This window comes from Brevibacterium antiquum CNRZ 918, from assembly GCF_900169145.1.
Classification (GTDB): domain Bacteria; phylum Actinomycetota; class Actinomycetes; order Actinomycetales; family Brevibacteriaceae; genus Brevibacterium; species Brevibacterium koreense.
Window position 1 is genome coordinate 1 of sequence record NZ_FXZD01000001.1, and the last position, 15,021, is coordinate 15,021.

At 62.6% G+C, this 15,021-nt stretch carries 12 protein-coding genes; 9 read left to right on the plus strand and 3 right to left on the minus strand.

All coding sequences use genetic code 11. The annotated features are described in order from the left end of the window. Positions 1-231 precede the first annotated feature (231 nt). Complete coding sequence (locus BANT918_RS00005; protein ID WP_101618407.1) at positions 232-2,031, plus strand: BCCT family transporter; 1,800 nt, start codon at positions 232-234, stop codon at positions 2,029-2,031. Positions 2,032-2,180: 149 nt separating this feature from the next. Here BANT918_RS00005 and BANT918_RS00010 read toward each other — a convergent pair whose 3' ends face one another. The 3 genes from BANT918_RS00010 to BANT918_RS17295 all read right to left on the minus strand — a co-directional run bounded on the left by BANT918_RS00010 (position 2,181) and on the right by BANT918_RS17295 (position 7,093). Continuing rightward, a complete protein-coding gene (locus tag BANT918_RS00010; protein ID WP_101618408.1) occupies positions 2,181-3,743 on the minus strand; it encodes a GMC family oxidoreductase in 1,563 nt (520 codons plus the stop codon). A gap of 13 nt (positions 3,744-3,756) precedes the next feature. Continuing rightward, on the minus strand, positions 3,757-5,235 hold the full coding sequence (locus BANT918_RS00015) for an aldehyde dehydrogenase family protein (RefSeq protein ID WP_101618807.1): 1,479 nt from the start codon (positions 5,233-5,235) through the stop codon (positions 3,757-3,759). 997 nt (positions 5,236-6,232) lie between these two features. Next, the gene (locus BANT918_RS17295; protein WP_167389341.1) at positions 6,233-7,093 is read right to left on the minus strand and encodes a hypothetical protein; all 861 of its coding nucleotides are present in this window, start codon (positions 7,091-7,093) and stop codon (positions 6,233-6,235) included. Here BANT918_RS17295 and BANT918_RS00020 point away from each other — a divergent pair. From BANT918_RS00020 to BANT918_RS00055, 8 genes are read left to right on the plus strand one after another with little or no spacing between them, the layout of a single operon-like run. Beyond that, the gene (locus tag BANT918_RS00020) at positions 7,049-8,143 is read left to right on the plus strand and encodes a hypothetical protein (RefSeq protein ID WP_233430301.1); all 1,095 of its coding nucleotides are present in this window, start codon (positions 7,049-7,051) and stop codon (positions 8,141-8,143) included. The two genes, BANT918_RS17295 and BANT918_RS00020, sit on opposite strands and share 45 nt — an antisense overlap. Beyond that, positions 8,140-9,186, plus strand: coding sequence for an HAD-IIA family hydrolase (locus tag BANT918_RS00025; RefSeq protein WP_101618409.1), 1,047 nt, complete (start codon positions 8,140-8,142; stop codon positions 9,184-9,186). The genes BANT918_RS00020 and BANT918_RS00025 overlap by 4 nt, the downstream gene beginning before the upstream one ends. Beyond that, entirely contained in the window at positions 9,179-9,382 is a 204-nt protein-coding gene (locus BANT918_RS00030) for a hypothetical protein (protein WP_101618410.1), read from the plus strand. The genes BANT918_RS00025 and BANT918_RS00030 overlap by 8 nt, the downstream gene beginning before the upstream one ends. Continuing rightward, positions 9,379-10,182, plus strand: coding sequence for a TlyA family RNA methyltransferase (locus BANT918_RS00035; protein WP_101618411.1), 804 nt, complete (start codon positions 9,379-9,381; stop codon positions 10,180-10,182). The genes BANT918_RS00030 and BANT918_RS00035 overlap by 4 nt, the downstream gene beginning before the upstream one ends. Continuing rightward, entirely contained in the window at positions 10,179-11,120 is a 942-nt protein-coding gene (locus BANT918_RS00040; RefSeq protein ID WP_208617958.1) for an NAD kinase, read from the plus strand. Before BANT918_RS00035 ends, BANT918_RS00040 begins: the two co-directional genes overlap by 4 nt. Then, the gene (recN, locus tag BANT918_RS00045; RefSeq protein ID WP_101618412.1) at positions 11,121-12,824 is read left to right on the plus strand and encodes a DNA repair protein RecN; all 1,704 of its coding nucleotides are present in this window, start codon (positions 11,121-11,123) and stop codon (positions 12,822-12,824) included. Between the two features lie 15 nt (positions 12,825-12,839). Continuing rightward, positions 12,840-14,078: a putative cytokinetic ring protein SteA gene (gene steA, locus BANT918_RS00050; RefSeq protein WP_101618413.1), complete on the plus strand. Its 1,239-nt coding sequence runs from the start codon at positions 12,840-12,842 to the stop codon at positions 14,076-14,078. Beyond that, positions 14,071-15,021: a copper transporter gene (locus tag BANT918_RS00055; protein ID WP_101618414.1), complete on the plus strand. Its 951-nt coding sequence runs from the start codon at positions 14,071-14,073 to the stop codon at positions 15,019-15,021. The genes steA and BANT918_RS00055 overlap by 8 nt, the downstream gene beginning before the upstream one ends.

A 15,021-nucleotide genomic window follows, 5' to 3' on the forward strand; every position in this document is an offset into this window, starting at 1 on the left:
GGACCCATTTTGGCCTACTTCGGCCACAACGAGACTCGACATATTGATTGGCTTCCTGGTTCTCGCCCTACGTGGTCGGACTGATTTGCTCTGTCACCGTGGTCCCGCTCCAGCCTGACACGTAGGGGAACCCTTCGGCTGCATCGATATACAGCTGTAACAGGTCGGTTTGTATTCTGTGCAGGTCCTATCGGTAATGTGGATCGCACACAGCATAGGAAGGCAACGCATATGCTCAATCGCTTGCACGATAGCCTCAGGCTTCGAACGAATCCTGCGATCTTCTTCTCATCGGCCGCAGTCATCATTCTGTTTGTCCTTGGAACCATCTTCTTCACCGATGCCCTCGACGCAGGAGTCTCGGTTGCGTCGGATTGGCTGCTGAGAAACCTGGGATGGTTCTATATCCTCGGTGTCACGGTCTTCCTGGTTTTCCTCATCTACATCGCAGCGTCGCGATACGGGCGAGCGAAGCTTGGTCCCGACAATGAAGCACCCGAGCACTCCAACGGTGCCTGGTTCGCCATGCTCTTCGCCGCTGGCATCGGATCCATCCTCATGTTCTGGGGCGTCGCAGAACCGGTCAGCCACTTCGGTGACCCTCCCCGGGCGTCCCTAGGAATCGAGCCGGGCAGCGTCGAAGCCGCGGTGGATGCCATGAACTTCACCTATTACCACTTCACCCTGCACACCTGGACGATCTTCACCCTGCCGGCGCTGTGCTTCGCCTACTTCATCCACAAACGCAATCTCCCGCCGCGCGTGAGTTCGATCTTCCAGCCCATCCTGGGTGAACGCATCCACGGACCGATCGGTAAGACCATCGACGTCGTGGCGATCATCGGCACTGTCTTCGGAGTCGCCGTATCCATCGGTCTCGGTACGCTCCAGATCAACGGTGGTCTGGCCCAGGTTCTCGGAATTCCGGAGAACGCGCTGTGGCAGCTCATCATCATCGGCGTCGTCTGCGGGCTGGCAACGATCTCTGTGTCGCTGGGCCTGGACAAGGGCATCAAGGTGTTGTCCAACATCAACATCGTCGTGGCCATTCTGCTTCTTGTTTTCATCGTCGTCCTCGGCCCGACCCTGTTCATGGCGCGAGGCATCTTCGAGTCGCTTGGCACCTATATTCAGTCCCTGCCCGAACTGGCTCTGTGGAATGACACCTTCGCAGACACAGGTTGGCAGAGCAGCTGGACCGTGTTCTATTGGGCATGGACCATCACCTGGTCACCGTTCGTCGGCATCTTCATTGCACGGATCTCCCGCGGTCGGACGATTCGCCAGTTCGTCATCGGCGTCCTGGCCATCCCGTCGGCGTTCTCCGTGATCTGGTTCGGCGTGTTCGGCTATGCGTCCTTCGACATTGAGATGAACAAGGGCGGAGGCCTCGTCGACCGTGTCGTCGGAGACGGTGACATCCCCGGGGCCCTGTTCGCGTTCCTGGAGCACTATCCGCTGTCGGGAGTGATGTCGATCATCGCCATCATCCTCGTGGTCATCTTCTTCGTCACCTCGGTGGATTCCGCGGCACTCGTCGTCGACACGATGAACAACGGTCATGAAGACTTCAACCCGCTGCCTCAGCGCATCTTCTGGGCGCTGGCCGTTGCCGTCGTCACCGCCGCGCTGCTCGTCTTCTCCGGATCCGGGGGACTCGAAGCACTCCAGTCCACGATCATCCTCGTGGGGCTGCCCTTCTTCGTCATCGCCTACTTCCAGATCTATGCCCTGATGCGCGCTCTGCGCGAAGACGCCGGTGACCTTCCCCGGGTCCGCATGCGCAGATGGAAGAAGGTTCTGCCACCCGAGGAAGTCGAACGCAGAGAGGGCGACGACGAGTTCGGCCACGAGTATGACGATGAGGTCGAAGTCGTCACAGCTCCCGAACCGGTCGAACCGGCGCCAACATTCCGCGATCCCTATGCCGACCCGGCTAAGGGCAAGGGCAAAGGCAAACGGCCCTCAGCCCTGGCCTCTCGCACCGGCAGTGCAGAAAAGTCCAGCGGTGACGGCACAGGTCAGGAGTGAGCAGCTCGCGGGTTCACACCCGCTGAACGACCTGGACTCATGGCCATGACCGGTTCCTGAGACGACAACGGGGCTGAACCGATACTTGACTCGGTTCAGCCCCGTTGTCTATGCGCTGACGCTGGCTATTCAGCAGCGTCGCGACTGGTTCAGTTTCCTGCCTTGATCATCTCTGCACACTTCTCACCCATCATCATGACCGTGATGTTCGGGTTGACCGTCGTGATCTCCGGCATTGCGGAGGCATCGACGACGCGCAGGCGGTTGACGCCCTTGACCCGCAGCTGAGGGTCCAAAGGCGAGGACTGATCATCGGCGGCACCCATCCGTGTCGTACCCACCGGGTGGTAGACGGTGTTGTGGGTGCGGGTGATGTAGTCCTCGATCTGCGCATCGGTCTGGACGTCCTTGCCGGGGAACAGCTCTTCACCGGCCCACTCGGACATGGCATCCTGCGAGACGATTGCGCGGGCCTTGCGAATTCCAGCGATCATCACCCGCATATCGTGGCCCTCAGGATCGGTGAAATACCGCGGATCAACGAGCGGCTTATCCCTGAAGTCACATGAGCGCAGGCGCACCGTTCCGCGCGAACGGGCATGCGTGACATTCGGTGTCAGACAGAACGTGTTCTCCGCGGTCGGGTACCCCTGGCGGAGAGTATGCATGTCGAATGGCACAGAACCGTAGTGCATCATCAGATCGGGGCGATCCAAGCCCTCCTCGGTGGGGGTGAAGATGCCGGCCTCCCACCACTGAGTGGAGTCCTCGACCATCGGCTTCTTAGCCTCCCAAGAGATCACACCCTCGGGATGGTCCTGCAGGTGTTCACCGACTCCCGGCGAATCCACGCGGACGTCGACTCCGACCTCGGCGAGGTGATCCTTCGGTCCGATGCCCGAGAGCATGAGCAGCTGAGGCGTGTTGATCGCACCGGAGGAGACGATGACCTCGCGTTTGGCTTCGATGCGCTTGGTATGACCGAAGGCATTGTTGACGACGAGGACCCCTGTGCAGTTCTCTTCTGCATCGAACTCGAGCTCCTTGGCCTGAGTGTCGGTGAGGATCGTGAGATTCTCACGGTGGAGGATCGGGTGCAGGTAGGACACCGAGGACGACGAACGCGTGCCGTCTGCCTTGCGGTTGACCTGGAAGAAGTTGGCACCGTTGATGACGGTTTCGCCCTCGTTGAACTGAACCCGGGGGATGCCCTCCTGTTCACAGGCGTCGAGCAGGGCAATACCGCACGGATCGGCCGGTGGCACATTCATCAGGTGCACGGGACCGTCATGGCCGTGGTGGTCACCTGGGAGCTCGTTGGTCTCGAGCTTCTTATACAGGCCGAAGGTGTCCTTCGAGCCCCATCCGGTGGCGCCGAACTTGGTTTCCCAGTCATCTAGGTCCTCCCGCGGCGCCCAGAAGGCGATGCACGAGTTGTGAGACGAGCAGCCGCCGAGGACCTTCGCGCGAGCATGGCGCATGAACGAGTTGCCGTGCTCCTGCTTCTCGATGGGGTAGTCCCAGTCGAAACCGGACTCGAGCAGTTCCATCCACCGGTTGAGGCGCAGAACCATGTCTTGGCCGACATCGGTCGGGCCTGCTTCCAGGAGGCCGACGCTGACCTCGGGATCCTCGCTGAGGCGAGCTGCGACGGCAGCGCCTGCGGAGCCTCCGCCCACGACAACATAGTCAAAGCTATGAGTAGTTTCCACGTTCCGACTCTCCTTATTTGCTGTGATCGGGGAACCAGCCGGTGACGGCTGGCTCGAGATTCTGGTAGATGTGCTTGGCTTCCTGGTATTCGGCCAAACCGGTCGGTCCCAACTCGCGGCCGGAGCCCGACTGCTTGTATCCGCCCCACTCCGCCTGTGGCAGGTAGGGGTGGAAGTCGTTGATCCAGATGGTTCCGTGGCGAAGACGCTGGGCGACCAGCTGGGTCTTGCCCGCATCCTGGCTCCAGACTGCTCCGGCCAGGCCGTAGTAGGTGTCGTTGGCGATCTCGACTGCCTCGTCGACTGAGGAGAAGGTCTCGACTGTGACGACGGGGCCGAAGGCTTCGTCAGAGACCACGGACATTCCGCGTTCGACCTGGTCGAGGATGGTGGGCAGGTAGTAGTAGCCCTTCTCCAGCTCGCCTTCGCCCCATGTGCCGCCGCAGCGCACGCGGGCACCTTCGGCGACGCCCTTGTCGACGTAGGCGGTGACCTTGTCGCGGTGGGCTGCAGAGATGAGGGGTCCGGTCTCAGCGTTGTCATCGAAGGGCCCGCCGAGGCGGATCTGCTGAGCGCGCTCGACGAGGCGATCGACGAACTTCTCTGCGATCGAGTCTTCGACGATCAGTCGGGCTCCGGCGGAGCAGACCTGACCGGAATGGACGAATGCGGCGTTGAGCGCATTGTCGACAGCGGCTTCGAAGTCGGCATCGGCGAAGACGACGTTCGGGTTCTTGCCGCCCAGCTCGAGGGCGATCTTCTTCACGGTCGCGGCTGCGTTTGCCGCCAGGAGACGTCCCGTGACCAGGCCACCGGTGAAGGAGACCATATCGATGTCATCATGTGTTGACAGTGGTGCCCCTGCATCCGCACCGGCACCGAGGATCAGGTTGCCGACTCCGGCAGGAAGTCCCAGCTCTTCAAGCACCTGCAGAGTCAGAATCGCCGTGTGCGGCGTGAGTTCGGCAGGCTTGAGGATGAACGTGTTGCCTGCTGCCAGGCACGGTGCGATCTTCCATGCGGCCTGCAGCAGCGGGTAGTTCCAGGGGGTGATGAGGGCGCAGACGCCGACAGGTTCGTGGACGATGCGGCTGGCGACCGTGTCGGTGCCGGCGTCGACGACGCGGCCTGCATCGTTGGCGGCAAGCTTGCCGAAGTAGTCGAAGCAGTTGGCGATGTCGTCCATGTCGATCTCGGACTCGACGTAGCGCTTGCCCGTGTCGAGTGACTCGGCGCGTGCGAACTCGGCCTTGCGCTCACGCAGGACCGACGCGAATTTGAGGAGAAGATCGCCCCGCTCGCTGGCGGGCACGCTTGACCATACACCCGAGTCATAGGCCCGACGGGCGGCAGCGATTGCGAGCTCGGTGTCGGCTGGGCTGGCTTCGTCCACCTCGGCGACGAAACTGCCGTCGGCAGGATTGTGGATCTCTCTGATCCCGCCGCTCTGGGCCGAAACCCACTGTCCATCGATGAAAAGCGTGTTGGGCACGATGTCTCCTATTCCTTGATGGTGTTTGTTGTTGAGATTGAGGCTGTCTGGTCCACCCATGTCGAAGTGGGAGTCAAAGCTGTCAGCATGCCTCCTCCTTGCGCTGGTGGTGACGCTTCCGAAAGCCACGATATGCGAACAAGGGCATTCGATGCTCAATCGAATGAACCGGATCACAGAAAGCCGACGATACGGTGCGCACATGCGGCCTTGCACGACGCCCGGTGCCCTCGCCTATGTCTGCGCTGCGCCCGGTTCCGCGGCTGCCCTGTGGGACCTCATCGTGCGATCTGTGCGCGGAGTGTCCGGTGACAATGAGCACAATTGTCGGAAGGTCGATAGGAGAGTTGAAAGAGCAGGTAATCCCGCGATGGTGCCTAAGCTGCGCTCCATCATTAGGACGTGCTTTCCGGAGATGATCAATTGCGGATGTAGTTTTAAGGGGTGATAAAACCATTGATGCGGAGGCGGACGAGGATTGGACCACAATGCTCGAATCTTTCACACCAGGCTTCATGAATCCCCTACTGACCGCGATGAGATGACCGTGCGTCCCGTAGCCCTTTGCCCACGGGGCGCTTCGCCATGATTCTAACAGAGCGCTTAACAGCGATCCCGAGCTGTTGTTGGCACCTAATTCCTATTAGGGGAGTGTTCCGCCTAATCATGCACCCTCTGGTCGGCGGTCGAATCGAGGCGACCGCTGACCAGAGATTGTGCGGCTTCGGCCTGGCCGGTGACTGCGATAGAGAACGAACCGCGGATACCGAGGTGCCCCGCTGGCATTCAATACGTGTTCCCACCCACAGGACTTACCCGTTTCGAGTGGACTAGAATGGTGCGGAATCATTGAAAAGACTTTATAGGGAGAATCGTGGCCCCAGGGGATTCGCGAGACAGCCAGCACAACCGCCGCTCGGACGGCGGGCGCCGCTCAGACCGCGACAGCAATCACAATCGTCGACAGGACTCCCACCAGTCCCGGGACGAGCGCGGGTCACGTAACTCCGATCGTCGCGACGACCGCCGAGGCGGATACCAGGGTAATCGCAGCAATGACGGTGAGCGTCGTGGCGGTTATCAGGGCAATCGGAGCAATGACGGCGAGCGTCGCGACGACCGCCGTGGCGGATACCAGGGTAACCGGAGCAATGACGGTGACCGTCGTGGCGGTTATCAGGGCAATCGGAGTAACGACGGCGAGCGTCGCAGCTTCGGGGCCGACCGTCGTGATGACAGTCGCGGTGGTTACCAGGGTAACCGGAGTAACGACGGTGACCGTCGTGGCGGTTATCAGGGCAATCGGAGTAACGATGGTGAGCGTCGCGGGGGCTACCAGGGTAATCGGAGTAACGATGGTGAGCGTCGCGGGGGCTACCAGGGTAATCGCAGCAACGATGGTGAGCGTCGCAGCTTCGGGGGCGCCCGTCGTGATGACCGTCGCGGTGGTTACCAGGGTAACCGGAGTAACGATGGTGAGCGTCGCGACGACCGCCGTGGCGGTTACCAGGGTAACCGGAGCAATGACGGTGAGCGTCGTGGTGGTTACCAGGGCAATCGGAGTAACGATGGTGAGCGTCGCGGTGGCTACCAGGGCAACCGCCGCGATGATCGCGGAGGAAGTCGACGTCGTGACGATGACGGCGGAGACCGCGGAGGTTCCGGTCGGAACAATAACGACCGCAGGGCCACGCGATCTACTGATACCGGCGAATACGCACGCGAGCAGCGTGCGCGCCGGCCGCGGATCCAGGAGCCGCCGATTCCCGAAGAGGTCACCGGTAAGGAGCTCGACAAAGAGCTGCTGGGGCAGTTGCGTCCCCTTGACAAAGAGAACGCAGCAGCAGTTGCCAAGCACCTCGTCTCCGCAGGAGGGTTCCTGGATGTCGATCCGGAACGCGCCTACGAACACGCGAAGGCGGCCATGGCCCGTGCGGGTCGCGTCGGCCTGGTCCGAGAAGCCCTCGGCATTGCCGCTTATCACGTGGAGAAGTACGACGAGGCAGTTCGCGAACTGCGCACGCACCGACGCATCTCCGGTTCGAACGACAATATTGCGCTCATCGCCGATGCAGAACGCGGTCGTGACAAGCCTAAGAAGGCCATCGAACTGTTTGAGTCCGCCGGTGAGCTCGAACTCGACAACGATGCTCGCACCGAACTCGTCATTGTTGCTGCCGGAGCGAAATCGGACCTCGGTGACCTCAAGGGCGCACGAGCTCTGATCGAAGCCGAAGACTTCACCCAGAAGCCAAGCGGTGCACTGGTGCGACTGATGGCCGCGTATTCCGACTTGCTGCGCCTGCACGGTGAAACCGAGATGGCCGACAAGTACGAAGAACTGTCACGTCGCACTGCCAAGGCCACGGGAACCCTCTTCGGAGACGAGGAACCGGACCCCAACCTCGGCGTGGAGATCGAGACTGTCGAAGAAGTCCCCGATGAGGAGCTCATTGAGCCAGGGGATGACGCTGCCGATGCCACCGACGAGACCGATGCCACCGACGAGACCGATGCTGCCGATGAAGATCAGGCGGTTGACGAGTCCGATGCTGAGGCAGCAGACGCCGAGGTTGACGACACCGGCACGGATAGTGTGGTTGCAGACGACTCCGTTGCGGACGATGTCGCAGACGATGCTGGAGACGATCAGATTCCGGCGAAGTCGAAGACACATGTCTCGGAGAAGGAACTGAAGAAGGTCAAGGTCTCCGATGAGGAGATCGAAGCCGAACTCGACGAACTGCTCGAGGACGCTGAGGAAGTCGAGGCCTCCGATGAGGAGACTTCCGAAGCCTCCGAAGAAGCTCACGCGGAACCCGAAGAATCGGACACGAGCCTCAAGGCTCCTGACAACGCGAAGCCAGAGGAGTCGAACGTGTCCTATCGGCTGAACGGTCATCAGTGACGCAAGTCGCGAACGCAACATCACCGGTCGATCGACGTGCGCCTGAGGAATCGGGCGCACCGATCGACTGTGTGCTGTTCGACCTCGACGGTGTCGTCTACCACGGTCCGGACCCGATCTCCGGAGCAGTGGAGGGCATCAATGTCCTCCACGAGAAGTCCATTCCCGTCAACTATGTGACGAACAACGCCACCCGCACCGCCGAGGTGGTCGCCGAGCACATCTCCACACTGGGAATCAGCACAACAGTCGCCGAGGTGACCACCTCGGCGCAGGTGCTGGCGGGACAGCTTGCCGCACAATTTCCAACCGGGGCACCCATCTACCTGGTGGGCACAACAGGCTTGGCCGCAGCGCTGGAATCCGAGGGCCTGAGCGTCACGCGCAGCTTAGACGACGACCCCGTCGCCATCGCCCAGGGCCTCGACCCGGACATCACCTACCAGGCCATCGTGCGCGCCTGTGAGGCGATCACATCAGGCATCGAATGGTGGGCGACGAACCCCGACTTTTCGATGGTCGGGCCCAGAAGCCGGGTCCCGGGCAATGGGGCTTTCATCGACATGCTCTCCCGACTCACAGGTGCCCAGCCGACCGTCGTCGGCAAACCCTCTCCACACATGATGGAGTTCGCGGCACACAGGATCGGAGCCAAACGACCCCTCATGGTCGGAGACCGCCTCGACACGGATATCGAAGGCGGCAACTCGGCGGGTTTCGAAACCGCTCTCGTCCTCACCGGCGTCCACGACATTCATGACGCCTTGCAAGCACGTCCTGGTCTGCGCCCCACCTACATCCTGCCGAGCCTGCGCGGCCTGCCGAGACTCATCGCCGACAGTGCCCAGTCGAGCCCCCGGCCTACTGCTCAGGGGACGCACGGAGCCGGGGACTGGCGAATCGTCGATGGCGAACTGCGCCTGGACGAATCGGCCCACCTTGAGGCCTCCGTCGTCCAGGACGCACTCCGATTAGCATGGGAGGCGATGGACCGCGGCGACGACGTGGCTCCAGGGAATCTGCCACGGAGGATCCATGACTGAACCGATGCACGAACCACAGCAGACCGTCGGACCGAACCAGGCCGCTGCACCCACACCAGCCTCCGTCAATGGTGATGTGCCGGTCGAAACCTGGCGCCGCAACCTTGTGCAGATCAGTGAAGCCCCAGGCGCCGAACGACACGGACTCCTGTCCACCCTCCTTGATGACCTCGACTCACAGGTGAGTTCATTGTGAGCCGACTCGATCGTGAACTGGTCGAACGGGAACTGATCGCCACACGCTCCCGTGCGGCACGGGAGATCGCTGCCGGACGGGTCAGCGTCAACGGCAGAGCAGCCGTGAAGCCCTCTCTGGACGTGACCGACGCCGACGAGCTCACGGTCACGGAACCCGACCCCTGGGTGGCGCGCAGCGCACACAAACTCCTCGGTGCCCTCGACTCCTTCTCCATCGCCGACTTCGCAGGCAGTACCGCGCTCGACGCCGGTGCCTCCACCGGCGGCTTCACCCAGGTCCTCCTGCACCGGGGAGCGAAAGAGGTGTGGGCCGTCGATGTCGGGCACGATCAATTCGACTCAGGACTCCGGCAGGACCCACGAGTCCGTGTCCGGGAGGGCCTCAACCTACGCGAACTGGGCAGTTCCGACGTGCCACAGGTCGATGTGGTCGTCGCCGACGTGTCATTCATCTCCCTGCGTCTGCTCTTGGCTCCTCTGCTGGCAGCCACACTGTCCACCGGTGAACTGCTGCTCATGGTCAAGCCCCAGTTCGAACTCGCCCGGGGCGCACTGGATAAGCACGGCGTCGTGTCAACAGTGGGCAACCGACGTCGGGCCCTTGACTCCGTCCTCGACAGCATTGCCGAACATGAGGCTCGCGTGATCGACATCGCGGCCTCCGTGCTCCCCGGGCCCAGCGGAAACCGGGAGTACTTCCTGCGTGTTCGACCAGGGAAAACACGAACCGAGTCCGATAGGCTCAATGAGGCAGACATCGCAGCCCATCTGGACCAGATCATGAGAGGAGAGCCGTGAGCCGACACATCATGGTGCTGCTGCACCCTCAGCGCGAGGAATCAGCAGTGGCAGCAGTGAGCGTGTGGAAGGCGCTCCTCGATGACGGGATCATCCCGGTCGTCCTCGACGAAGAAGTCCTCGACTTCGCCGCGCGCAGTTCCCACGCCGACGTCCAGAGGGATCTCCTCAGCCGCTGCGAGGTCATCGGCCCGGCCGAGCTCGCGATCTGGAAGACCAGATGCGAACTCGTCATCGTCCTCGGCGGTGACGGCACTATCCTGCGGGCAGCCGAACGCTTCCATGGTTCCGGGGTCCCGCTGATGGGCATCAATCTCGGACATGTGGGTTTCCTTGCCGAGAGTGAACGAGAAGACCTCGCCGAGGCGGTCCATCGCGCCTCCCAGCGTGACTACCTGGTAGAGGAGCGCCTCGCCCTGGACGTGACCGTCTGGCATGAGGGGGAGGCGATCTACAACGCCTGGGCCCTCAACGAGGCCACAATCGAGAAGACGTCCAAGGCACGCATGATCGATGTCGTCCTCGGCGTCGACGCTCGACCGGTGTCGTCGTTCGGCTGCGACGGGGTCATCCTGGCCACACCCACAGGTTCGACCGCATATGCGTTCTCCGTCGGCGGCCCCATCGTCTGGCCCGAGGTCGAAGCACTGCTGCTCATCCCCATCTCAGCCCACGCCCTGTTCACCGAACCGCTCGTCGTCAACCCCGACTCCCGCCTCGGCGTCGAAATCTCTCCTGGCAATCCTGACTTCGCCGCAGTCCTGTGGTGTGACGGTCGCAGAGCCCTGGAACTGCCCGCCGGGGCACGGATCGAAGCCAAGCGTTCACGGTCGCCGATCAAGCTGGCCCGACTTCACAAGGGTCCCTTCACCGATCGATTGGTGGCGAAGTTCCGACTGCCCGTCTCCGGTTGGCGGGGACCGATCGAGGAGGCGTAGATGATTTCCGAACTGAGGATCTCCCACCTCGGCGTGATCGCCGAAGCAGAGGTCGAACTCTCCACGGGCTTCACCGTCGTGACCGGTGAGACCGGTGCCGGTAAGACGATGTTCGTCTCCGCGCTGAGCCTGCTCATGGGCCGCAAGGTCGGTGCAGGTGTGGTTCGCAAAGGTGCTGAGAAGGCCGAGGTCGAAGGCATCTTCTCCGCCGTCACCGACTCCGTGCGCTCCCGCATCGAAGAGGCCGGAGGCAGCGCCGAGGATGAAGCCATCATCTCCCGCACCGTGGCACAGAAGGGTCGCGCCCGCGCCACCGCCGGAGGACGCACCGTCCCCATCTCCGTGCTGACCGAGATCTCCGACGAGCTCATCACCCTGCACGGACAGTCCGAACAGCTGCGACTCAAAGGCCCCGCCCAACAGCGGCAGCTGCTCGACGCAGCCGGAGGGCCCGAACTCGCGGCAGTGGCCGACACCTACCACGCGGCATTTGAGAACTGGCGTGAGACTCAGGCCCGAGTCGCGCGGATCAAGGACAGCACCGCGGCCAGGCGGGAACGGATCCTGTGGCTGAACGGCTGTCTGGAAGCCATCGACAAGGTCCGCCCGATCCCAGGTGAAGACGAGGCCCTGACCGCACAGGCCGCGAAACTCGGTGCCGCGGCTGAGATCACGCAGGCCGTCGGCAGTGCCCACGACCTCCTCCTCGGCAGCGAACTCGACGATGCCGGCGCCGCAGTCGACCACGTCCACCAGGCGATCAGCGCCTTGTCCGACGTGGAATCTGCGGACCCGGAACTGGCTCGCATCAAAGCCGCCCTCAACGACGCGGTCCTGCGTCTCTCCGATTCAGCCGCGGAGCTCAGCTCCTACCTCACCGGATTCGACGAGCTGGGGGAGATCTCACTCGAAGACACCGAAGCTCGCAGAGCCGAACTTGGTTCACTGGCAGCCTACGGGCAGGACGTGGCCGAAGTCCTCGACTTCGAAACACGCTCTGCTCAGGAGCTGGCTGAGCTCGAAGCCGATGACCGCGACCTCGGGCGCCTCGACGCCGAACTGGACGAGGCACGCAACGCCATGGAAGCTGCCGGCAGCGCCCTGACCGAGATCAGAGCCGCGACTGCCACATCCTTCTCCCGCGCCGTGAGCGCAGAGCTTGCGGCCCTGTCGATGCCGAAGGCCCAGGTGACCTTCGAACTCACCGAACGGGAACCCACGGCCCACGGCTGCGACGATGTGCGCCTCACCTTCGCCCCGCACGATTCTTCAGTCGGTGACGATATCGGCAAGGTCGCCAGCGGTGGTGAGCTCTCACGAGTGATGCTCGCCATCGAAGTCGTCCGCGCGGCGGGGGAGGCCATCCCCACCTACGTCTTCGACGAAGTCGACGCCGGTGTCGGGGGAAAGGCCGCCATCGAGATCGGTCGTCGCCTCGCGAAGCTGGCTGAGAACGCGCAGGTCATCGTCGTCACCCATCTGCCTCAGGTCGCAGCCTGGGCCGACACCCACGTCACCATTGTCAAGGACGACGACGCCGAGACCGTGAAGTCCGGGGTCAGGAAACTCAGCGAAGACGAACGGGTCATCGAACTCTCGCGGATGCTCGCCGGAATGGAGGACTCCTCCTCGGCGAAGGCCCATGCGGCCGAACTCCTCGACTCAGCACGGCAGGTCAAGACCGGCTCGGTGGCGCTGACATGAGAGAATGGGCGGACCATGAAAGCGCGTAGAACCCGGGAGAAGCCCACAGTCCCGACCAGGTCGGGCCCGGCTCCAGCCAGGCTCGATCGGCGGACGAAAGACCTCACCAAGCGTTTGAGCGCAGGCGATATCGCGGTCATCAAACACGCCGACATCGACCGGGTCTCCGCCGAAGCACTCGTTGGCTGCAAACCCGCGGCAGTCATCAACGCGGACAAGTCGATCTCCGGCCGGTACCCCAACCTGGGACCGGGAATCATCATCGACGCCGGAATCCCTCTCATCGACGCCACCGGTCCGGAGATCTTCGACTTAGTCGAGGAGAACTCCCAGATCAGCATTGCCGACGACACGGTGTTCCTCGACGAGACAGAGATCGCCACCGGCATCGTCCAGACCTCGGAGTCGATCGCGGAGGACATGCACGAAGCCGAAGCCGGAATGAACTCCGTGCTCGTGGACTTCGTCGACAACACGATCGAATACATCCGCAAGGACTCAGACCTGCTCTCGGCCGAACTCGTCGTTCCCGAGGTGGCCACGAAGTTCGAGGACCGACACGTCCTCATCGTCGTCCGCGGCTACCACTACAAAGAGGACCTCGCGATCCTCGGTTCCTACATTCGGGAATATCGCCCGCTCCTCGTCGGCGTCGACGGTGGAGCCGACGCCATCATCGAAGCCGGATACAAGCCCGACATGATCGTTGGGGACATGGACTCCGTCTCCGACACCGCGCTGACCTCCGGTGCGGAGATCGTCGTCCACGCCTACCGGGACGGAAACGCGCCCGGAACTGAGCGCGTCCATTCCCTGGGCGTCGACTGTGTGGCCTTCGCCGCCTCGGGCACCAGTGAGGATATCGCGATGCTCCTCGCCGACGATAAGGGTGCCAGCCTGATCGTGGCCGTGGGCACACACGACACCGTCATGGAGTTCCTCGATAAGGGCCGCAAGGGCATGGCCTCGACATTCATCACGCGATTGCGGGTGGGCTCGAAGCTCATCGACGCCAAAGGCGTCTCACTGCTGTACCGACAGAGGATCTCCAGCCTGCAGCTGAGCGTCCTGATCATCGCAGGCCTCGTCGCACTCGGCGTGGCCCTGTTTGCGACCGCGGCCGGGCAGACCCTCATCGGGCTCATCGGAGCCCAACTCGACGGAGTCTTCGGATGGTTCGGCTCCCTGTTCGGCGGCGACCCCGCTGCATCGTTAGAATCTGCCAGCATCTTCCAAGGACTGACCAGTGATTGATTTTCGTTACCATCTTGTCTCTCTCGTCTCGGTGTTTCTCGCCCTGGCGGTGGGAATCGTGCTGGGCGCTGGACCCCTGAAGGAGCCGATCGGTGAGTCGCTGCAGAGCCAGGTCGACTCACTGCGTGCAGACCGCGACGATCTGCGCGCGAAGATCGAGGCAGCCAACGGCAATATCGACAAGCAGAACGACTTCGTGACCTCTGCGGCCCCTGAGCTCATCGGCGACACGTTGAAGGGCGAAGACGTCAGCATCATCAGCGCTCCGAAGGCCGACTCCGAGCAGGTCGAAGAGATCACCAACCGAATCAAGGAAGCTGGCGGGACGATCGGCGGCGACGTCTCCTTCGTGGACAGCACCCTGTCACTGGCCGACTCCACAGCCTTCCTCACGACCTTGCGAGACCTGGTGCCGAGTCTGCCCAAAGACGATTCCACAGCGATGCGATCCGCGCTCGTCATCGCAATGACCGGCAACGCCTCGATGCTCGAAAAAGGCAAGGATCGCGTCGCGGCAGAGAAGAAATCCTCCGCTCTCTTCGACGCCTTCGTCGATGCGGGTCGCCTGCGCACCGACACCGACCACAAGCCGACCTCGCTCTTCGTCGTCATCGACGACGAGAACTCGACGCTCGCCGACGACACAGAGCCCAGCCCGGAGGCCACCGACGACAAAGCCACACGCACCCTCATCACCGACTTCATCAATTCGCTGACATCGGAGTCGACGTCGGTGGTCGTGGCAGGAGACGCCGGCTCGGCCCAGAACGGGCTCGTCTCGGTCCTCCGGACCGAGAAATCGCGGGCCAGCACCGTCGACGGACTCGGACTGGGTGCAGGTGCGGTCATCACCGTCCGGGCGCTTGCCGCAGGCGTGGCCGGGACTCACGGCCACTACGGATTCTCCGACGATGCCGAAGAGATCATGCCAGGGAAGGACTGA